Origin of the sequence: Cytobacillus sp. Bva_UNVM-123, assembly GCF_046351715.2 — a bacterium.
In the GTDB taxonomy this organism is placed as follows: Bacteria; Bacillota; Bacilli; order Bacillales; family Cytobacillaceae; genus Cytobacillus.
In genome coordinates this window covers 3,573,954-3,594,850 of record NZ_CM177772.1, presented here as the reverse complement: position 1 = coordinate 3,594,850, position 20,897 = coordinate 3,573,954, and the positions used below count along the sequence as shown (strand labels likewise).

Annotated in this window: 21 protein-coding genes and 1 other annotated feature (1 of these 22 only partly in view); all 21 genes read left to right on the top strand. The window is 37.0% G+C overall.

From position 1 onward, the window contains the following. Window positions 1-2 precede the first annotated feature (2 nt). The 21 genes from KDN24_RS18475 (at window position 3) to KDN24_RS18375 (ending at window position 20,714) form a co-directional block, all read left to right on the top strand. Window positions 3-827, top strand: coding sequence for a hypothetical protein (locus tag KDN24_RS18475; RefSeq protein WP_491348102.1), 825 nt, complete (start codon window positions 3-5; stop codon window positions 825-827). A 33-nt stretch (window positions 828-860) separates the two neighbouring features. Beyond that, complete coding sequence (locus KDN24_RS18470; RefSeq protein ID WP_409971960.1) at window positions 861-2,189, top strand: VanW family protein; 1,329 nt, start codon at window positions 861-863, stop codon at window positions 2,187-2,189. Between the two features lie 25 nt (window positions 2,190-2,214). Next, window positions 2,215-3,876, top strand: a complete 1,662-nt coding sequence (locus KDN24_RS18465; protein WP_409971959.1) for a GspE/PulE family protein — start codon at window positions 2,215-2,217, stop codon at window positions 3,874-3,876. Between the two features lie 11 nt (window positions 3,877-3,887). After that, complete coding sequence (locus tag KDN24_RS18460) at window positions 3,888-4,928, top strand: type IV pilus twitching motility protein PilT (protein WP_409971958.1); 1,041 nt, start codon at window positions 3,888-3,890, stop codon at window positions 4,926-4,928. 1 nt (window position 4,929) lies between these two features. Next, window positions 4,930-6,135, top strand: a complete 1,206-nt coding sequence (locus KDN24_RS18455; RefSeq protein WP_409971957.1) for a type II secretion system F family protein — start codon at window positions 4,930-4,932, stop codon at window positions 6,133-6,135. A 112-nt stretch (window positions 6,136-6,247) separates the two neighbouring features. After that, window positions 6,248-6,721 (top strand): type II secretion system protein, encoded by a 474-nt coding sequence (locus tag KDN24_RS18450; RefSeq protein WP_409971956.1) that lies wholly within the window; start codon window positions 6,248-6,250, stop codon window positions 6,719-6,721. After that, window positions 6,721-7,470 (top strand): prepilin peptidase, encoded by a 750-nt coding sequence (locus KDN24_RS18445; protein WP_409971955.1) that lies wholly within the window; start codon window positions 6,721-6,723, stop codon window positions 7,468-7,470. The genes KDN24_RS18450 and KDN24_RS18445 overlap by 1 nt, the downstream gene beginning before the upstream one ends. Window positions 7,471-7,501: 31 nt before the next feature. Continuing rightward, the gene (gene pilM / locus KDN24_RS18440; RefSeq protein ID WP_409971954.1) at window positions 7,502-8,494 is read left to right on the top strand and encodes a type IV pilus biogenesis protein PilM; all 993 of its coding nucleotides are present in this window, start codon (window positions 7,502-7,504) and stop codon (window positions 8,492-8,494) included. Between the two features lie 3 nt (window positions 8,495-8,497). Then, window positions 8,498-9,127 (top strand): PilN family protein, encoded by a 630-nt coding sequence (locus KDN24_RS18435; protein WP_409971953.1) that lies wholly within the window; start codon window positions 8,498-8,500, stop codon window positions 9,125-9,127. Next, complete coding sequence (locus tag KDN24_RS18430) at window positions 9,124-9,894, top strand: pilus assembly protein PilO (protein WP_409971952.1); 771 nt, start codon at window positions 9,124-9,126, stop codon at window positions 9,892-9,894. Before KDN24_RS18435 ends, KDN24_RS18430 begins: the two co-directional genes overlap by 4 nt. A 276-nt stretch (window positions 9,895-10,170) precedes the next feature. Then, window positions 10,171-11,250, top strand: coding sequence for a hypothetical protein (locus KDN24_RS18425; protein WP_409971951.1), 1,080 nt, complete (start codon window positions 10,171-10,173; stop codon window positions 11,248-11,250). A 208-nt stretch (window positions 11,251-11,458) separates the two neighbouring features. Next, window positions 11,459-12,028 carry a Maf family protein gene (locus tag KDN24_RS18420; RefSeq protein WP_409971950.1) on the top strand — a complete coding sequence of 190 codons (570 nt, stop codon included), beginning with the start codon at window positions 11,459-11,461 and terminating at the stop codon, window positions 12,026-12,028. Between the two features lie 53 nt (window positions 12,029-12,081). After that, window positions 12,082-12,771, top strand: coding sequence for a RadC family protein (radC, locus tag KDN24_RS18415; RefSeq protein WP_409971949.1), 690 nt, complete (start codon window positions 12,082-12,084; stop codon window positions 12,769-12,771). A gap of 144 nt (window positions 12,772-12,915) precedes the next feature. Then, a complete protein-coding gene (locus tag KDN24_RS18410; RefSeq protein WP_409971948.1) occupies window positions 12,916-13,932 on the top strand; it encodes a rod shape-determining protein in 1,017 nt (338 codons plus the stop codon). A 112-nt stretch (window positions 13,933-14,044) separates the two neighbouring features. Further along, window positions 14,045-14,929, top strand: a complete 885-nt coding sequence (mreC, locus tag KDN24_RS18405) for a rod shape-determining protein MreC (RefSeq protein WP_409971947.1) — start codon at window positions 14,045-14,047, stop codon at window positions 14,927-14,929. Further along, window positions 14,926-15,441, top strand: a complete 516-nt coding sequence (gene mreD, locus KDN24_RS18400) for a rod shape-determining protein MreD (protein ID WP_409971946.1) — start codon at window positions 14,926-14,928, stop codon at window positions 15,439-15,441. Before mreC ends, mreD begins: the two co-directional genes overlap by 4 nt. A gap of 192 nt (window positions 15,442-15,633) precedes the next feature. Continuing rightward, entirely contained in the window at window positions 15,634-16,311 is a 678-nt protein-coding gene (minC, locus tag KDN24_RS18395; protein ID WP_409971945.1) for a septum site-determining protein MinC, read from the top strand. Window position 16,312: 1 nt separating this feature from the next. After that, entirely contained in the window at window positions 16,313-17,116 is an 804-nt protein-coding gene (minD, locus tag KDN24_RS18390; RefSeq protein WP_409971944.1) for a septum site-determining protein MinD, read from the top strand. Between the two features lie 441 nt (window positions 17,117-17,557). Next, window positions 17,558-18,340, top strand: a complete 783-nt coding sequence (locus KDN24_RS18385; protein WP_409971943.1) for a peptidoglycan DD-metalloendopeptidase family protein — start codon at window positions 17,558-17,560, stop codon at window positions 18,338-18,340. Next, a complete protein-coding gene (locus KDN24_RS18380) occupies window positions 18,333-19,199 on the top strand; it encodes a M50 family metallopeptidase (protein ID WP_409971942.1) in 867 nt (288 codons plus the stop codon). Before KDN24_RS18385 ends, KDN24_RS18380 begins: the two co-directional genes overlap by 8 nt. A 63-nt stretch (window positions 19,200-19,262) precedes the next feature. Then, on the top strand, window positions 19,263-20,714 hold the full coding sequence (locus KDN24_RS18375; protein WP_409972002.1) for an Rne/Rng family ribonuclease: 1,452 nt from the start codon (window positions 19,263-19,265) through the stop codon (window positions 20,712-20,714). Between the two features lie 59 nt (window positions 20,715-20,773). Continuing rightward, window positions 20,774-20,897: a sequence feature (ribosomal protein L21 leader region), on the top strand (it continues 13 nt past the right edge of the window).

Genomic DNA, 20,897 nt, shown 5'->3' with positions numbered 1-20,897 from the left:
GTGTGGATTATATCACATTTGCAGTCGTTTCTTTGCTTATTCTTGTTCCAGTCGTTTCTTTTTTACCTATTAGAATATCAATTAAAGGGAAGCTAAGTCTAATTGGAATTGCATTCTTAATTGCTAATGTAGGTCTTCTGTCTAGGGGGATATTGGGCCTATGGCAATCTTACCTTATTCTACTTTTACTAATAATCTTATGTTCATTTATCCTAGAAAGAAGGTTTGGAGCAGTATTACTACCTAAAACGCATAGCGAAACAGATTCTAAGATAGAAAATCATGTAGCTGCGTTTTCAGAAATGAATGAAGATATCCAAATAAATAATAATGCAGAACTTGTTTCTCCTATCCAAAACGAAACAATCATTCTTGCTAAAGAAAATCAGGCATTGGAAAATATAAATGAGTCAATTGAAAATATTCATGATGAAGATGAGCTAGTTGACTTTAAAGATGATTTTCTAGACGTTGAAATACATGATAACTATAGCAATAGTGAAAACTTTGAGGACATCGAAGAAACTCAAGTCGAAATGGAAGAAACCGAGGATGATGTTCCTGTCATTGAATCTATCAAGGGAGAGCCTCTTTCTGAAATAGATGAAGATGTGTCATTCTTAATGAATCGGGAAGAAGCTTTCAATCGTGAGGACTCGATTGAAACGGATTTATTGGAGGAAAATAGTGAAACTGCCTATGCCGTTAGTTATATGTCTGAAATCGAAAAAATATTAGAAGAAACTGGTATAAAAAATGAGAGCGAAACAGGATATACTCAAACCGAAAATGAGGTTGAAATTGAAGAACTTGTTTTTCATAAATAATATGCACGTAATTTTGAAGGAGAGTCGGAAGCTTTGAGAAATAAACGAGGAATTCAATTATTTATCATTCTTTTTCTTTGTACCTTTTTTATTTTTAGTTTCTCGCATTTTGGTGCCTCTGCCTTCGATTCGATGATAAAAAATGAGCCTGTTTTTTCAGAAGGAACCATGCTTGGACATATTGATCTTTCTGGGAAAACTGAATATGAAGCGATGGAAACAGCTGATGAGCAACTTACAGAATGGTTGAATTATACGGAAACGTATTTGCATTATAAAGAGAATACGATATTACTAGACAATTCTATGTTTCGCTTTGAAATTGGCGAATCCGTAGAAGCAGCTATTAATAATCAGAAGAATAAGCTGCTCGTACATATTGATCAAGCATCATTTAATGACATCCTTCAGTTACAATTCCCTTCCCTACATCTTAATAGCATTGATTTCAAAAAGCTCAACAAAGATTTAAGTGAAAATGCCAAAATGCTTGATTCTAGTAAGGTTGATATAAAGCTAGAAAATTATTTGTCTACAGCCAATTTTACGAAAGAAGTTATAAGTGAAGCAACGATTCAGTTAGATCATGCAGATCCTTCAATGACAGGGATTATTAGCAAAGTGAATCAAATTGAAATTCCTTCAGGCTCTTCATTTTCTCTGCTAACATCTATAGAAGAAAACGGTTTGAAAAATGAATCTTCATTTATCCTGAATGGGATTGCAAATGGGATATATGAGCTCATATTACCGACGAATTTTTCAATTATCGAAAGGCATATTAGCCATGAAAAACCAGAAAATGTTCAATTAGGCTATGAGGCAAAAATAGATTTCGATCATAAGCTCGACTTTGTCTTTACAAATCCAAATGAGACAAGCTATATGATTGAACTACAGCAAAATGAAGATAATTTGCATTTTAAGTTAATCGGACCAGCTTTTTCGAATAAATATGTTATTTCGACGAAGGATGAACAATCCTTTACACCAAAAACAATTAAACAATTTAATCCGCTCCTGAAATCGGGAGAAAAGACGGTTGAAAAAACAGGAAAAGATGGCATGCTTATTAAAATTGTTCGCGAGATTTATGATGAAAAAGGAGCTTTATTAAAAAAAGAGATAATGTCTGAAGACTTTTACCCACCCATTCCACAAATTGAAGTTCATGGGTTAATAAACAAAGAAGCGGAAAGAAAATCCGATTCTCAATCTGAACCGAACAATCAACAAGATGATACGGAAAATTCAGATGCAAGTAGTGATCGAGATGAAAGTACACTAGTAGAGGAAGAAAATGACGGTGTGATCGATTCAAAAAACGCTCTATGGGGAAAACAAAAAGAACAAATGAAATAATCACCGAATAAAGTAGGGATGAGAAATGAAGCAAATTCGTAAGCGGCTTGGGGATCTATTAGTCGAATCTGGACTAATTTCAGAGAAACAGCTATTAACGACATTAGATGAAAAAAGTGACGGACAAAAGCTTGGCGATGCCTTGCTTCAACGAGGGTATATAACGGAGCAGCAGCTTATCGAAGTGCTTGAATTTCAGCTCGGAATTCCACATATAAGCTTATACCGCTATCCATTTGATACGAAAATACTTACGATCATTCCGAAAGAAACGGCTAAACGTCAGTTATTAATTCCTTTGAAAAAAGAAGGAGACAAGCTGTTTGTAGCGATGGCAGATCCGATGGATTTTTTCGCGATCGACGATTTGCGCCTATCGACAGGATTTCAAATTGAGACAGCCATTGCAACAAAGGATGATATTTTAAGAGCGATTAACAAGTACTATAATATTGACGAAGGCTTCGAAGAATTAATTGGGGATAATCAACAAACAGAACGAGTTCAGGAAGAAACGATTACGGATCAAGACTCACCAGTCGTACGGTTAGTGAATCAAATTTTATCGAATGCAGTAGCAATGAAAGCGAGTGATATTCATCTTGATCCGCAAGAAACGAAAGTGATCATTCGCTATCGCATTGATGGTGTTCTGCGTGTAGAACGAATCCTTCCGAAGCATATGCAAGGTGTGTTAATTGCGCGGATAAAAATTATGGCTAATTTAGATATAACCGAGCATCGCATTCCTCAAGATGGAAGAATTAAAGTAAATCTTGAATTTCACCCAGTAGATTTGCGTGTCTCTACATTGCCAACTGTCTATGGTGAGAAAATCGTTATGCGGATTCTTGATTTAGGCAGTTCATTAAATGATATAGACAAGCTAGGATTCAATAAGTTAAATTTAGAACGATTTATCGAAATGATTGAAAAACCAACTGGGATTGTTTTATTAACGGGTCCTACGGGCTCAGGGAAATCCTCTACCCTATACGCAGCATTAAATAGGTTGAATAGTGAAGAAGTAAATGTTATTACAATTGAAGACCCGGTTGAGTACCAGCTTGAAGGGATTAATCAAATTCAAGTTAATTCGAATGTAGGGATGACTTTTGCGGCAGGACTTCGTTCTATCCTCAGGCAAGATCCTAATATAATTATGGTTGGAGAAATTCGAGATAAAGAAACAGTGGAAGTCGCCATTCGTGCTTCTTTAACAGGACATCTTGTATTAAGTACATTACATACAAATGACTCCATTGGAACGATAACAAGACTTATGGATATGGGGGTTGAACCTTTTCTTGTTGCTTCCTCATTAAGTGGAGTTGTTGCTCAGCGTCTAGTAAGACGGGTTTGTCGTGATTGTAAAACTGAACATGAACCTTCCAAACGGGAAATGGAGATTTTTGCTAAAAGAGGAATGAGCATCGAAAAGGTCATGAAAGGTCGCGGGTGTTCTTCTTGTAATATGACTGGATACAAAGGGCGAATTGCGATTCATGAAGTGCTCGTTATTAATGATGATATAAGACGAGCGATTATGAATGGAGAATCAATCGCAAAATTAAGAGAAATGGCGATTAGAAATAAGACGATTTTTCTAATTGATGATGGTTTATTAAAGGTGAAGCAAGGTTTGACTTCGACAGAAGAAGTATTAAGAGTAGCAATACTTGAATAGGGGTGCGGAAATTGAAAGAGAGAATAGATTATTTATTGCGCGCCGCATTTGAATTAAAAGCGTCAGATCTTCATTTAACAGTCGGTGTCCAACCGATCCTGCGGATAAATGGCGACTTGAAAAAATACGGAAAAGATATATTAAAGCCAGATGATACAGAGGGAATGGCAAGAGCTTTAATTCCAGAACATATGTGGGAATCCTTTAAGGAAAAAGGCGAGCTTGATTTTTCCTACGGAATTCCAGGGGTATCCAGGTTTCGTGTGAACACATATCATCAGCGTTCTTGTATTTCGATGGCTATTCGAGTTGTTCCAACGAAAATCCCTACCATCGAAGAACTTGATTTGCCTGACTCATTAAAAAAGATTTGTGAAAAGCCACAAGGCCTTGTCCTAGTTACAGGACCGACAGGAAGTGGTAAATCAACTACTTTAGCTGCGATGATTCAATACATGAATGAAACGATGAGGAAGCATATTATTACACTTGAGGATCCGATTGAATACCTTCATAAGCATGGTCATTCTATCATTGATCAGCGTGAGGTTGGGTTTGATACGAGGAATTTTGCGAATGGCTTAAGAGCAGCATTGCGGCAAGATCCAGATGTAATTCTTGTAGGAGAAATGCGAGATTTAGAAACGATTCAGACGGCGATTACTGCTGCGGAAACAGGCCATCTTGTGCTAGGGACTTTGCATACATCAAGTGCTCCGGCAACCATTAACCGTATTATCGATGTTTTCTCCCCTGAGCAGCAGCCGCAAATTAGAATTCAGCTCGCTTCTGTCCTAGTTTCAGTCATTTCTCAGCGGCTTTTTAGACGGAAGGATTTACAAGGAAGGAAAGCGGCAACCGAAATATTAATTAATAATTCTGCCGTAGCGAATTTAATTCGCAACGAAAAGGTCCATCAAATTGTCAGTATTATGCAGACATCGCGCGCTCAAGGCATGCATACGCTTGAAACGAGCATAAAGGAACTTGTACAAGCTGGCATCATTTCGAAAGAAGCAGCAGAGCCATTTCTACAGGAGCAGCTGATGTAAAATGGCAAAATTCAAATATTCCGGTAGAGACCGAAAAGGGAAAAAAGAAGGAGTTATAACGTCAACTTCAAAGCGCGAAGCCATGCTTAAGCTGAGGGAAGAAGGTATACGAGTATTAGAAATTGCTGAAGTGCCTGAAACCTTATTAACAAAGGACATTTCAATTGGCAATCCCGTTAAGCTTCAACATTTTGTTGTTTACTTAAGACAGTTTTCGACGCTTTTAAAAGCAGGTGTCTCTGTAGTAGATTCTACAAAAATATTAGCCTCACAAACAGAAAGCAAACATCTTACTAAAGTACTGCTCGATATTGAACAAGACCTTCGCGAGGGAAATCCGTTGTCAGAAGCTGCCGCAAAGCATAAGAAAGTCTTCTCACCGATGTTTATTAATATGGTTCGTGCAGGTGAAGCAGGCGGTAATATGGATGAGACATTAGACAGGCTTGCAGAACATTATGAAAAACAGCATAATACAAAACAGAAGATTATATCTGCACTTGCTTACCCAGTCGTTGTTGGTCTCATTGCCATCGGGGTTGTCATTTTCTTACTAGTATCGGTCGTTCCAACATTTGTTACGATGTTTGAGGATTTTGGCGGAGAATTGCCGGCAATTACGAAATTTGTGATGAATTCTAGTGAATTTATGCAAATATATTGGTGGTTAATCATACTATTATTTATTGCTTTCGTCATCACTATTATTCTATTAAGGAAAAACATCCGAACAAAATATTATTTGGATTTATTTATTCTCCGAATCCCGATTTTTGGGAAAATGCTGCAAAAAGCAGTATTAGCAAGAATGACAAGAACATTGAGCTCGCTATTTTCAAGCTCTGTGCCTATTTTACAAGCAATGTCCATTGTCGAAAAGGTAGTCGAAAATGAAGTGATTGCAACAGTGATTCGTGACTCTAGAAATGCTTTGGAAAAGGGACAATCGTTAACAGGTCCGATGAAAAGTCATTGGGCTTTTCCACCAATGGTGACACAAATGATTACAATCGGTGAGGAAACAGGCTCACTAGATTCAATGCTAGGAAAAGTGGCAGATTTCTATGAAAAAGAGGTCGAGTATAGTACCGATCGAATTAAATCACTGATTGAACCGTTGATGATTGTTATGTTGGCAGTGATAGTAGGAACAATCGTTATATCCATTATGGTTCCAATGTTTGAGATTTTTAACCAAATAGGGTAATTGTTTACAAAAAATTAACAAGTTTACCTTTCATTATAACGGTAATCCAGTATAATATAACTAGGACTTATGTCACTGTTTTGAGAAAAAAAGAAAAGAAAGGAAGATTCATATGTTAAAGAAAATGGGTAAAAGATTAAAAGATCAACGTGGGTTGACACTTGTAGAATTATTAGCAGTAGTTGTTATTCTAGGAATTATTTCAGCGATTGCGATTCCGAGTATTGGTGGACTTATTGATAATGCTAAAAAGGATGCACATGTTGGGAACGCTCAGCAAATGATCAATTCAGCGAAGATTGCGATTTCGGGGGATAGTTCACTTGTGCCTGATGGGGCTACACCGGTTATTCTCTCACTTCAATATTTACAAGAACAAGGATATATTGAAAAATTGAAAGATCCTGACAAAGATGAGTATAAACCTGGTGACTCCAAAACTGATAGCACTGAGTCACATGTAGAAATTACAGGGTCAACTAATAATAATTTAATTTATAAAGTTAAACTTTTAAATAGTAAAAGAGGTATAGATTTGACACCAGAAGAAGACTTGAAAAGAGAGAGCGTTAAAAAGGTAGAATAATGGAGGCTCTTTATTTTTTGGTTTTCATTTACGGACTTATCCTTGGCTCTTTCTATAATGTCGTCGGTTTGCGAGTTCCGCAAAAGCAATCAATTGTTTCCCCGCGTTCGGCTTGTCCGAAATGTGGACATCAGCTCTCTGCATTCGAGCTGATTCCGGTTTTATCCTATCTCATTCAAGGTGGAAAGTGCCGGAGCTGCAAAGCTCCGGTTTCCCCCCTTTATCCAATCGTGGAGCTTATGACAGGGTTGTTATTTCTTGCAGCACCATTCATTGTCGGTTGGACGAGCGAGCTTTTTGTTGCTTGGACCTTAATCTCATTATTTATGATTATTTTTGTTACCGATCTTACATATATGCTGATCCCTGATAAAGTACTGCTCGTGTTTACGGGGATTTTTTTGTTAGAACGAATTTTCATTCCTTTGAATCTATGGTGGGATCCTTTATTAGGTGCAGTTGTCGGGTTTACTTTACTCTTATTAATTGCCGTAGTTAGTAGAGGAGGCATGGGCGGCGGCGATATTAAACTGTTTGCTCTTATCGGACTTGCTGTAGGGATGAAAATGGTGTTATTATCCTTCTTTCTGTCAGCCTTATTTGGTGCGCTCTTCGGTGTGATCGGCATGTTAATCGGGAAGCTAAAACGGAAGAATCCAATTCCATTTGGCCCATTTATAGCTGCCGGTACGCTCACTGCTTATTTTTACGGTGATTCTATTATTGAAGCGTATTTATCATTTTTTTAACTTCTAAGATTATAAGTGAGGAGTTTACGAAATGGCTCTTTCTCTCTTTTCACGAAAAACCCGTATAATTAATATCATCATCAATGATTATTCGATTCGTTTTATCGAGTTGAAGCAAATGAATCCGCCTACCATCCAACGCTTTGGTGAGCGGTTTATTCCATTTGGGATTGTCCGAGATGGAAAAATAATTGATCATGACACATTAGCAACGATACTAGAAGAATGTGTGATGGATTGGAAAATTCAAAAACGTCCGATTCGCTTTATTGTTCCAGATTCTTATGTCATCATTCGTAAAGTTGCGATTCCAGGGGATATAAAGGATGATGAGGTCGAGGGCTATTTATATTTGGAGCTCGGCTCTAGCATCCATCTGCCATTTGATGAGCCTGTTTTCACGACATACCCGTTGTCAAAAGGAAAGGATAGTCGTGAAGTTTTGATTTTTGCTGCTCAGCAAGAAACTGTTATGGAATACGCTGGATTATTTTCAGAGACAAAGCTACGTCCTGAAGCGGCAGATATTGCGCCTCTCTCACTATATCGGCTATATCATCATTTACAGATGCCACAAGAAAATGAGCGTCTGTTAATGGTCCAATTTGATATTAATATGGTAAATGTTTGTATTTTTGAAGAGCACCTCCCCTTCTTTCTTCACCATTCTATGCTAGATTTTGAGGAGGAAAAATGGAGTGCGAACATGAATAAATCTGGACATAAAGAATTGGTGTATATTGGGGAAAGAGATGAGTTGATTTACCAAATAGAGGATATTTATAAGGAAATAAATAAATTCATGGATTTCTACCGTTATTCAATTAATCATGGCAAACAGAAAATAACCAAAATTTTACTTAATGGGGATCATCCATTACTTGATCACATAACGAAAGAAATGGAACGCCGCTTTCAAATTCCTGTGCAAACCTTAAATGTAAATTCAATTGCTCAAGCAACCGAAGATAGGCTTCCTATGACGCATTATCTTGCATTGGGGCTTGCGTTAAAAGAGGTGTAAGAGATGCTTGTCGAGATAAACCTATTACCAAAAAAGGAGTCGGGGAATAAAGCTCTCTTTATCTTACTTGGCATTTTACTCTTCATTTTTTTAGTTGGCATTGGAATGACGATTTGGATTGGACAGCTGTACAAGGGGCAAGCAGAAAGAGTTAACCAGCAATTAGTTGCAACGGAACAATTAATTTCAGCTATCCAAGAGAAAAGTAATCTTTCTGAAGCGACTAACTCATTAGTTGAGCTTGAGAAAGCAATTAAATGGGCTGACGAGTATCCAATTAAGACTGTGCCTGTTTTAAGAAAATTCACTGCTTTGCTTCCAGAAAGAGGGTTTATTCAGTCATTTATTTATAATGAGGCGGGAACAATTCAGTTAATTGTCCAGTTTGATACGAGTCGAGAAGCATCTTACTACTTAAAATCAATGCTTGATTCAGATTGGGTTAAAGATGTGCAATTACATTCAGTTGTTGCAAATGAATTGGAAAAGGAAGAATCTGACGAAGATCGTCAAGTTGAACTTAAAAATTCTCATTTCATTCCGCGTTACCTCGCAGAATTTGAAGTGACTTTAAATAAATCGCTAATAAAAGAAGCTATTCAGGCTGAAGCGCAAGGAGGGAAGGATTCATGACCCTTCGATTTTCAAAAAAAGAGAAATTCATTGTCATAGCCATAATTGCCTTTATATTGTTGTTATTTGTTAGTCTCTATTTTTTCTACCTTCAGCCATTAAAAACAAGTGCAGCTCAAAAGCAACAGGAATTAGATTCTAAAAAGAAGCTACTAGTAGTTATTGAAAATCGATTAGATGGTAGTCAAACAAGTATGTTTGAGAGTACGGAAGTATTACAACAACAAATTCCTGTAAAGCCGTTAGTTGAACAATTGCTGCTTAATATTGAGAAAGCAGAGGTCCTATCGGGAAGCTTTGTTTCCGATATGAAGTTTTCTGATGAAGAAATAACAGAATACACGACAGGTGAACAAAGCGACTCGAATAATGATGGAACTCAGCCTGAAGAGGCTGGTGAACAAAAAGCATCCTTTTCGCTTCCTAATGGAATGAAAAAAGTGACGGTCACAATAACTGCTCAATCACCTACCTATTTTGAAATGGAAAAATTCATTCAATCTCTCGAATCTCAAGATAGAATTATTATTGTTGAAGAATTAGATATTACTGGTCAGGATGAGCTTGTTTCGACGGCTCAAGAAAAACAGCTTATTGAATATAAAATAATCGTCTCAGCCTTTTATATGCCTAATTTAACCGATCTTATTGGACAGCTTCCTAAAATGGAAGTGCCAAAGCCTAGCAATAAGAAAAATCCTTTTATTAGTTCTGGAAACATCACCATACAACAAGAAAGCGATACAGAGCTCAATGAAGATGAATAGCCAGAAGAGAATAATATGTCTTCGAATAGTGATATAACAAATTCTGGACAAAGCATTTCAACGTATATCGTTTAACATGGCAATAATTTATATCAAATTTTTATGAAGTTATTTCACTCAATCAATAATAGAAACGAAGCTTGTCAAAAATTCTAGTTTTTAACAAATATATGCCGAAATTCTTCGATAACAAGACGACAAAAGTCTTGTTATTTTTTTTTGTTGTTGTGATAGGATGAAACAAACTTAGCATTGTACGTGGAGGGAGGACATTTTGTGGACAAGCCCAAAAAAGAGAAAACGATTACGATAAAAATAAATGGGGAAAATCGTTCATATTTAGAAACAAAGGCTCAGAATGAAGAAAAAGTTCAAATAGATGAAATAAGCAAAGAAAAGCCTATAAAAATAAAACAGGTCGATTATAGCTCCGAACTTGAAGCTGCTGCTACGAAGGAATCAGAAGAAGATGATAGCTTCGATTGGTTTTTACATGAGGAAACTGCGGATACGGACATCATATCGGAATATAAAATTGTTGAACAACCTAAAAAAAGGAAAAAGTCGAATTCGACATTAATTAGTGATGTACTTATCAAAAATAAACGTAATCTCCTTTTGAGTCCACTCGTCATTGTCGTCTTGTTTGCTATTATTGTGGGAACTAGTTTTGGATTAATTTTTTTAAAGCTCGTCACGACGGAAAAGATAGTTGAAACGGCGGCAGAGCCAGTAAACGCCCAACCGAAGAATAGCGATGGTAAGCAAGCAATAGTTGAAAAACTACAATTGGAACCACTATCTACATTTGTCATCCAAGGTGGTGTATTTTCAAATATAGAAGCAGCAAAACAGTTGCAGACAGAAAATACAAAGAAAGGAGTTCCATCACAAATAGTTAAAAAGGATGGACAAGCGTTTCTTTTTCTAAGTGTTGCTGATAGTCTCGAGCATGCGAAAGAAATCGGGACTCAATTATCAAATAAAGGAGTTGAAGTTTTTGCTAAATCGCTCATTATTAATGAAAAATCATTTGAGGAACTACAACCGGAAGAGAAAAAATTACTTGAAGGTGTTCATACCTTCTATGAGATTTTAGCAACGAGTGTCTCGGAAGGAGCGATTACAGCGAAGATTCCGGAATCATTAATTGAGAGTGCTGAGAAACAATTTTCTACAGTTAAGGGGATCGAAGCGAGTCAACTAAAAAATGAGGGCATAATCGTCATGAAGGATGAACTGGAGAAAGCAATGGAGCAATTAAATAGTTATAAGCAAACAGCAACTCCAGAGGCATTGAATAAAATTCAGCAGCATTTGCTTGCCTTTTTGGCAGCTTATGAGCAGCTTGACTAAATTTCTTCGACAATATCTGATTATTTTCTAGGAAATAATTAAAAATAAAGCCTGTTAGAAATTAACAGGCTCTATTCCTCATGTTAATACCTAAATTAATTATTTCGATATTTGTCGATTATTATTTGTTTGTCATGATGAATTTTGGTACGATTATGTTGTATCTCCCAATTTTGATTTGAATAAAAAGGTTAGGTGATTTCATACTATGCAAAACCTCATTTTAGCCTCTTCTTCTCCACGACGAAAAGAACTTCTTGAAAATCTTCATTTAACATTCGAAGTTTTTAGCTGTAATGTTGATGAAAGCTTCGATCCTGCATTAACTCCTAGTGAAATTGTGATGGAGCTTGGCAGTAGAAAGGCAAAAGCAGTTCGTGAGCAAAATCCTGATTCTTTTATTATCGGTGCGGATACAGTTGTTGTATTAGAAGGTGCTGTATTAGGAAAACCGAAAAATTCGCAAGAAGCTTTTTCGATGCTTCAAACATTGTCAGGAAAAACCCATTCTGTTTACACAGGAGTTACCATTATTGCTCCGGATACAGAAACTCAATTTTATGTTCAAACAGATGTGGTGTTTTGGGAGCTTTCAGATGATGAAATTAAAGCTTACATTGACACCGGTGAACCGTTTGATAAAGCAGGGGCTTATGGCATTCAAGGCTATGGAAGTATGTTTGTTAAAGAAATCTATGGTGATTATTTTGCTGTCGTTGGTCTACCTGTTTCGAGAACGATTCGAGAATTAAGGAATGCAGGCTATCGTATTTCTTAATCTTTTTCATCTTTACACTCCCTTGCGCCATATGAAAAGGGAGGAATGATTGTATGGAAATGGAATCCTTGCTCATTAAGGATTATCCACAGGATGAGAGGCCGCGTGAACGATTTATCCTGAATGGCCCTCAAAGTTTGTCCACCCATGAATTAATCGCCATTTTGCTTCGTACCGGGACGAAGGATGAATCTGTACTGCAATTATCGAACAGACTTCTTTCTCATTTTGAAGGCTTGAAGCTGTTAAAAGATGCTTCACTAGATGAGATTACTTCCATCAAGGGGATTGGAAAGGCAAAGGCCATTCAATTGCTCGCTGCCGTTGAAATAGGCAGACGGATTTCTAACTTATCTTTTGATGATCGGTATACCATACGTTCGCCAGAAGATGGTGCGAAATATGTAATGAATGATATGAAATTTCTCTCACAAGAACATTTCGTATGCCTCTACCTTAATACTAAAAACCAAGTGCTCCACAAACAAACGATTTTTATCGGGAGCCTAAATGCTTCGATTGTTCACCCGCGTGAAGTGTTTAAAGAAGCATTTAGAAGATCTGCCGCTTCAATCATTTGTGCTCATAATCATCCATCTGGAGACCCCACTCCTAGCAGGGAAGATATTGAGGTTACAAAACGCCTTTCTGAATGTGGAAAGATTATTGGGATTGAAGTGCTCGATCATCTAATAATTGGGGAGAATAAATTTGTAAGTCTAAAGGAAAAAGGATATTTATAGCACTTTGTTTTTAATGGAAGATAGGCTATAATATTAGTTATGTTTTTTTCGCGATAATAAATAAAAATTGTTATTTTGACCGAAAAATTAAAATTTTTAAATATAACCTTATTTGCATTTCGTATCAGAAAGGGAGATACAGCTATGTTTGGAACAAAGGACTTAGGAATTGATTTAGGAACAGCAAATACGCTCGTTTATGTGAAGGGAAAAGGCATTGTTGTAAGAGAGCCTTCAGTTGTTGCTTTACAAACTGACACGAAGAGCATCGTTGCGGTTGGAAATGATGCCAAAAATATGATCGGTCGTACACCAGGAAATATTGTTGCACTTCGCCCGATGAAAGACGGTGTCATCGCTGACTATGAAACGACCGCTGTCATGATGAAATACTATATTAAACAAGCAAATAAAAATAAAGGTCTATTTTCAGGTAAGCCGCATGTGATGGTTTGTGTTCCGTCAGGAATTACAGCTGTTGAACAACGTGCTGTTATTGACGCGACTCGTCAAGCTGGTGCTAGTGATGCTTTTCCAATTGAGGAGCCATTTGCAGCGGCAATCGGTGCGAATTTGCCAGTTTGGGAACCAACAGGAAGTATGGTTGTGGATATTGGCGGAGGAACAACAGAAGTAGCCATTATTTCTTTAGGTGGGATCGTAACGAGTCAATCTGTTCGTGTTGCTGGAAATGAAATGGATGATTCGATTATTAATTACATCCGCAAAAACTATAATCTTTTGATTGGGGAACGGACAGCGGAAATCATTAAAGTTGAAGTAGGTTCAGCTGGTGATCCGGAAGGAATTGAAAATATGGAAATTCGAGGTCGTGATCTTTTGACAGGACTTCCGAAAACAATTGAAATTACAGCTGGGGAAATCGCGAAAGCGTTGCATGATACTGTATATGCGATTGTTGATGCGGTAAAGGTGACATTAGAGAAAACGCCTCCAGAACTTGCTGCCGATATTATGGATCGAGGTATTGTTTTAACTGGTGGTGGTGCATTGCTTCGAAATTTAGATAAAGTAATAAGCGAAGAAACAAAAATGCCTGTATTGATTGCCGAAGATCCACTTGATTGCGTTGCTATTGGAACTGGTAAGGCACTTGATCATATCGACTTATTTAAAAATAAATCGAAAGACTCCCGCTAATGTTTTAGGATTTAGAAATAGATGAAGCCTATTTTCAACTTCGTTGGATTTAGGCTTTACTCACGCTCTATGTATATAAATTAGGTTGTTTTTGAGGAAGAGGTGTTTTCGTATGCCACAGTTTTTTATGAATAAGCGCCTGATAATATTGCTTGTCAGTATTATTATTCTCGTGGCATTGATTGGGTTTTCTTTAAAGGAGCGCGATCAGTTAAGCTGGCCAGAACAATTTATTAAAGATACAACTGGCTGGGTACAATCAGCCGTATCTCGTCCAACTCATTATGTTGCAGGTTTTTTTGAAAATCTACAAGATTTGCAAAATACATATACTGAGAATAAAGAATTAAAGAAAAGACTTGATGAGCTTGCGAGACTCGAATCTGAAGTACAGATGCTAAAGAAAGACAATAAAGAATTAAAAGAAATCCTTGGTAAAAAGGATTCATTAAGTGAGTTCGAACCGAAGCAGGCAACTGTTATCGGGAGAAATCCTGATAGATGGAATGAATTGCTTACGATTAATAAAGGAACAAAAGATGGAATTGTGTCAGATATGGCCGTCATTACTGCGAATGGATTAATTGGGAAGGTAAAAAGTGCTCAGCCTTTTACATCCACTGTCCAACTATTAAGTTCGATGGATCCTACTAACAGAATTTCGGCAGAAATTCAAGGCAAGGAAGAGAGCTATTTCGGACTAATAGAAGGTTATGACAAAGATAAAGGGCTTCTCATGCTAAAGAGAATCCCTGCTGAAGCAAAAGTGGAAAAAGGACAAAACGTCATTAGCTCTGGAAAAGGCGGCGTCTTTCCAAAAAATCTTCCAATTGGCAAGGTAGTCGAAGTGGCTCCCGCTGAGTATGGATTAACTCAAACGGCATATATTAAGCCTGGGGCTAATTTCTATGATATTGAACATGTAATGGTAGTGAAAAGAAGCGCCCTAAAACCGGAATTAGAAGATATGATGGATGATAAGGGGGAGGAACTGTGAAAAGAGTCCTTCTTCCTTTGTTAATCATCTTCCTATTTATTGCTGAGAGCACCTTTGTTGAGCTGCTCCCTGCAAAGGTTTTTGGCGGTAACTACATCATTGTTCCACGTTTTTTAATTGTCGCTATCTTGTTTTTAACAGTGTACGGACCGAAAAAATATTGGCTTTATTATGCTTTTATATTCGGACTTTTGTTTGATGTCGTTTATACTGAAATTATCGGTATCTATTTGTTTCTGTTTCCTGTCATTGCTTATTTAATTGCTAAGCTAATGAAAATTTTGCAGACGAATATTGTTATTGTTTCACTAGCAACATTATTAGGTGTCCTGCTAGTAGAACTTGGTTCTTATGAATTTAATTTTCTAATCCATAGGACAGATATGGACTTCTCAAGTTTCCTATCAATAAGACTTTTGCCAACATTAATGTTAAATTTCATTTTCATCGCAATAGTTGCTTATCCCTTCAAAAAGTATTTTGAAAAGATTGTAGAAAGTTTAGAAGTTTAATTTTAGTATAATTAATTGAGGATAAATCGATAAAAGTACGTGAATGATTGCACGTTAAGGAGAAGTTTCTCGTAAAAAAGGATTTTGCATTATTTTTGTCGAATTCTTTTCATTTAGAAGAAAGCTTTTCTATTGTCTAGCCCCAGTGCTTTAAGCGCTTGCACTGTTCTTACGAGAGGTGAACATCTTGATATGAAGAAATTTCAAAATGTAACAATTAAAGGGACGAAGGATGGGCTCATTCTACATTTAGATGATACATGTTCCTATGATGAACTTAAGAAAGAACTTGATTTCAAGCTGGCTGAAAGTTCTAGATCCCGGGAAGATCGGCTAATTACGGTAAAAGTCCAAATTGGAAATAGGTATTTAACAGAAGAGCAAGAAGAGGAGCTAAAAGGATTAATTCGTCAAAAGAAAAATCTTGTGGTAGACACCATTAGTTCCAATGTTATTTTGAAAGATGAGGCAGAACAATTAAGAAAAGAAACTGAAATTACCTCTGTTGCTAAAATCATTCGCTCTGGACAGGTTCTGCAGACGACAGGTGACTTACTTCTCATCGGGGATGTAAATCCTGGTGGGACCGTGATTGCAGGCGGAAATATTTATATTCTGGGCACTTTAAAAGGAATTGCCCATGCAGGTTTTTATGGCGACCATAAGGCTATTGTGGCCGCCTCTGTGATGAAGCCATCACAATTACGGATAAGTGATTGTATTACAAGAGCACCTGACCATTATCAAGATGATGAAACAAGAGAAATGGAATGTGCGTACATAAATGAGGACCATCAAATTACGGTTGATAGATTACAAGTTTTAATGCATGTAAGGCCGAATATTACAAGATTGGAAGGGGGACTATAATATGGGAGAAGCAATAGTGATTACATCAGGTAAAGGCGGTGTCGGGAAAACGACGACTTCCGCGAATGTAGGAACTGCTTTAGCTCTTCAAGGTAAAAGGGTATGTCTCGTTGATACAGACATTGGCCTCCGAAATTTAGATGTTGTGATGGGTCTTGAAAATCGAATTATTTATGATCTTGTGGATGTGTTGGAAGGTCGTTGTAAAACCCACCAGGCACTTGTTAAAGATAAGCGATTTGAGGACTTGCTTTATTTATTGCCTGCTGCACAGACAAGTGATAAAACAGCCGTGACCCCTGAACAAATGAAAGAGCTCGTGAATGAATTGAAGCAAGAGTATGATTACGTCATTATAGACTGTCCTGCTGGAATTGAACATGGTTATCGGAATGCTGTTGCAGGTGCGGATAAAGCGATTGTCGTGACAACACCAGAAGTTTCAGCCGTTAGAGACGCAGATCGGATCATTGGTTTACTTGAAAAAGAAGAAAATATGGAGCCACCAAAGCTTGTAATCAATCGTATTCGTAATCAAATGATGAAAAATGGAGATATGTTGGACGTAGATGAAATTGCTGCCCATCTTTCCATTGATCTAATTGGAATAGTTGCAGATGATGATGAGGTTATTCGAGCTTCTAATCATGGTGAACCAATTGCGATGAATCCGAACAGTAAGGCGGCTGTATCCTATCGAAATATTGCCCGTCGAATATTAGGTGAATCAATTCCTCTACAACCTTTAGAGGAAGAAAATCAAGGTGTCTTTTCAAAACTAAAGAAATTCTTTGGTGTGAAATAAGATTCAAGCTTAAGCAAAGTCGAGGAAAAAATCCTTGGCTTTTTTTAGTATATAAAACAAAATTCATTACCACTTTTGACCAAATTTAATGGTGACTGTTAGAAATTTGTCATTAGCTCGATTCTAATGACAAAGCTTAATGTGAAAATCGTAGGAACATCCCGATAGCCCTGTTCTAATGACAAAACTTAATGTAAAAATCGCGAGAACAGTCCGATAGTTCGTTCCTAATGACAAATCTTGATATAAAAACCGCAGAACCCGTCCAATAGCCCAAAAGAAACTACTTTCCCTAGTGAAATGAAATCCAAAAATATTTCTTAATAAGGAGTGTATAAGCGCTCCCGACCACTTAAACAATCCAATACATTTTCTTAGTCATACTCCATTTGGACAACTCATAAACTTGTACAAACGGGTTAATGGATTGGTGGGGAGAGCATGAAAAATAGAGCAGACGAGATTCGAAAGAGAATTAATCAACGAAAAAAAGTAAGCAATCGGATAAAGAAAACGAATGAAGAGGATGTTTTTTGGGTGGAGGATGAGGAAAGATACGGATTCGAAAAAATCTCTTCTTATGAAGGTGGAGCAGAGGAAGGGAGTCACCCATTATTTAACAAAGACTGGATATTATTTAAAGTTTTAGCATCTGCCTGTTTATTTCTAGCAATAGCCATTTTGTTCAAAAATGAAACGGCTAGTTTCGAATCTGCACGGAATTTTGTAAAAACCACAATGGAGAAGGATTTTCAATTTATCGTGGTATCGAATTGGTATGAAGAGAAATTTGGCAAGCCGCTAGCATTATTGCCGCCGTTAACGGATGAAAAGAAGGATGAGAAAAATAATACAACTCCAAAACTAGAATATGCTTTACCAGCTTCAGCAAGAATTCTTGAAGATTTTCAAGAAAATGGGAAGAGAATTACGATCGAAACAGATAAAGATGAAGCTGTGGAGGCAATGGGAGAAGGTCTCGTTCGTTTTGCTGGAAAAAAAGAGGATTTTGGAAAAACCGTTATTATTAAACATGCGGATAATAGTGAATCATGGTACGGCAATTTAGCTGAAATTAATGTGAATCTTATGGAATATATAGAAACTGGTACAAAGATCGGGACTTCAACTGTATTGGAAGATGGCTTGAAGGGCTCATTCTATTTTGCTATCAAAAAAGGTGATGATTTTGTCGATCCGAGCCAGGTGATCCCATTTGAATAAATGGCTAGGCTTATTTAAATATATTCATATTCACCCGTTATTATGGATTGTGATGGGGCTAGCAATTATGACCGCACATTTCATTGAATTATCTCTTTTTTTGTTGATTATCTTTGTCCATGAAATGGGTCATGCAGCTGCAGCAACGTTTTTTTCATGGCGCATAAAAAGGATAGCTCTTTTGCCTTTTGGTGGAGTTGCTGAAATGGATGAGCATGGGAATCGGCCGATTAAAGAAGAAGTAATTGTGATACTGTCGGGGCCATTGCAGCATCTCTGGATGATGGGACTTGCCTTTATCCTTTTTCAGTTTTCGGTTGTTTCAGAAGGGCTCTATTATTTATTCATCCAGTATAACTTAATGATTTTACTTTTTAACTTTCTGCCAATATGGCCCCTTGATGGTGGAAAATTAGTATTTCTTTTAATGTCACATTTCTTTGCATTCCCGAAAGCTCATCAAAAAGCCTTATTCATTTCAATTTGTTGTACGATCATATTTTGCATCTATATTTTATTTACCTCACCGATAAATTTAAACATTTGGGTCGTAATCGCATTTTTACTATTTTCTCTCTATTATGAGTGGAAGCAAGAAAGATATGTTTTTATTCGCTTTCTTCTAGAAAGATATTACGGAAAAAATAGTGATTTTCGTACATTAAAGCCGATTACTGTGAAAGATGATGAACTTGTCATTCATGTTCTTGAAAAGTTTCAAAGAGGATATAAGCATCCTATTATCATAGAAAAAGACGGATTAGAGACTGGATCAATGGATGAAAATGAGCTTTTGCATGCTTTTTTTTCTGAGAAAATTGCTACAACTCGAATCGGGGACTTGCTCTATACGTACTAAATTGCGAAAATAATACATAGACCTATTACGTTCAAAATAAGTGAGGAATAAAGCTTGAATAAAATGATTATTAATTATGCGGCTAGAGAAAAGCGATATGCTGTCATAAAAGAGAACACCGTTGATAAGATTGAGATTATCCAACCTAGAAACCAATCGTCTGTAGGCAATATTTATTTAGGAGTCGTAGAAAAAGTTCTGCCTGGTATGAACGCAGCATTCATCCAAATTGGCGAAGGAAAAAATGGCTATTTACATCGTGATAAGCTTGCTGCATTTATTTTGGCAGATGAAGATATTTCCGTTAAACAATCGAGGGGCATTTCATCTTTCGTACATCAAGGAGAAAAGCTCCTAGTTCAGGTTGAAAAGGATGCAATGGGAACAAAAGGACCGCGTCTCACTGGTGTGCTCGAATTTCAAGGCGATCATTTAGTTTACATGCCCAAAGGCCGCTATGTGGCAATCTCCAAAAAAATTGAAGATCATCAGCAAAGAGAGAATTTACGGCAATTTGGCTATCAAATAAAAGACAAGGATGAAGGAGTCATCTTTCGTACATCAAGTGTGGAGCATTCTAAGACAGCTCTACAAGAGGAATTGGAACGGCTGCGGAAAGAGTATTCGGAAGTGTTTCATAAGGCAGAGATATTAAAGAAACCTGGAAAATTATATGAGCGGAATTCATTTATAGAAGAGCTGCAAGAAGAAATGAAGAAGATCGAAATAGGGGAAGTGATAGTAGATGATGTAACGGTTAAAGCTGAATTACAAAAAAATAGTGAGCTCCCTGTTCAACTTTATAATGGAAAAGAAAACATCTTTGCAGCTTATCATCTAGAGCAAGAGGTTGAAAAAGCGTTAAAGAAAATTGTTTGGCTTGAGAACGGCGCCTATTTGATTTTTGATGAAGCAGAGGCATTAACGATTATAGATGTGAATACTGGTAAATTCTCTGGAAAAACAGATTTACGTGATACGGTGATGAAAACAAATGAATGGGCAGCTAAGGAAGTCGCAAGACAAATTCGCCTGCGTGATATTGGCGGGATGATCTTAATCGACTTTATTGATATGAAAGATGATAAGGAAAGGAAGCATATACTCCATATATTTCAGGGTGAATTAAAAAAGGATGAAAGAAGAACCAATTTAATTGGTTTTACACCACTTGGTATACTCCAATTGACTCGAAAAAAAACGAAACCAGCTATTTCTGAAGTGCTCACGGTTAAATGTCCGACATGTGAGGGCATGGGAAGAATCGCTAGTGCAGGAACAATGGCATTCAAGCTAGAACGAGAGCTGTTCGAGTATCGAAACAGCGATTATGAGGCGGTATTAATTGAATTGACAGCTGATGTTCAAGCCATTTTCGCTGGTGAACAAAATATATTCAAACACAATTTTGAAAAATTAATTGGCTTGAAAATTATTTTTGTGATGGTCAATGCTCATAAACCTTTTTATGAAATTCGTCAATTCGGTAAAGAAGCAGAATTAATGAATAAATAAATACAATTGACACTTCAAGCAAACATATGATAATATTTTTATGTTATGTTTGTAGCGCACCTGTGCTACAACCGCTCAGAGCAGGTTTAAGCTATTGCACATAGATTGATGTGCCATTGGTTCTATGATAAACCAGAGGTACTTTTTATTTTTTTATTGTGCAATACACCTGAGGATGGCGAG

Coding starts and splice junctions, on each gene's coding strand:
- KDN24_RS18465 (WP_409971959.1), top strand. CDS start 2,215: ATGAAGCAAATTCGTAAGCGGCTTGGGGATCTATTAGTCGAATCTGGA.
- KDN24_RS18455 (WP_409971957.1), top strand. CDS start 4,930: ATGGCAAAATTCAAATATTCCGGTAGAGACCGAAAAGGGAAAAAAGAA.
- KDN24_RS18450 (WP_409971956.1), top strand. CDS start 6,248: ATGTTAAAGAAAATGGGTAAAAGATTAAAAGATCAACGTGGGTTGACA.
- KDN24_RS18445 (WP_409971955.1), top strand. CDS start 6,721: ATGGAGGCTCTTTATTTTTTGGTTTTCATTTACGGACTTATCCTTGGC.
- pilM (WP_409971954.1), top strand. CDS start 7,502: ATGGCTCTTTCTCTCTTTTCACGAAAAACCCGTATAATTAATATCATC.
- KDN24_RS18435 (WP_409971953.1), top strand. CDS start 8,498: ATGCTTGTCGAGATAAACCTATTACCAAAAAAGGAGTCGGGGAATAAA.
- KDN24_RS18430 (WP_409971952.1), top strand. CDS start 9,124: ATGACCCTTCGATTTTCAAAAAAAGAGAAATTCATTGTCATAGCCATA.
- KDN24_RS18420 (WP_409971950.1), top strand. CDS start 11,459: ATGCAAAACCTCATTTTAGCCTCTTCTTCTCCACGACGAAAAGAACTT.
- radC (WP_409971949.1), top strand. CDS start 12,082: ATGGAAATGGAATCCTTGCTCATTAAGGATTATCCACAGGATGAGAGG.
- KDN24_RS18410 (WP_409971948.1), top strand. CDS start 12,916: ATGTTTGGAACAAAGGACTTAGGAATTGATTTAGGAACAGCAAATACG.
- mreC (WP_409971947.1), top strand. CDS start 14,045: ATGCCACAGTTTTTTATGAATAAGCGCCTGATAATATTGCTTGTCAGT.
- minC (WP_409971945.1), top strand. CDS start 15,634: ATGAAGAAATTTCAAAATGTAACAATTAAAGGGACGAAGGATGGGCTC.
- minD (WP_409971944.1), top strand. CDS start 16,313: ATGGGAGAAGCAATAGTGATTACATCAGGTAAAGGCGGTGTCGGGAAA.
- KDN24_RS18385 (WP_409971943.1), top strand. CDS start 17,558: ATGAAAAATAGAGCAGACGAGATTCGAAAGAGAATTAATCAACGAAAA.
- KDN24_RS18375 (WP_409972002.1), top strand. CDS start 19,263: ATGATTATTAATTATGCGGCTAGAGAAAAGCGATATGCTGTCATAAAA.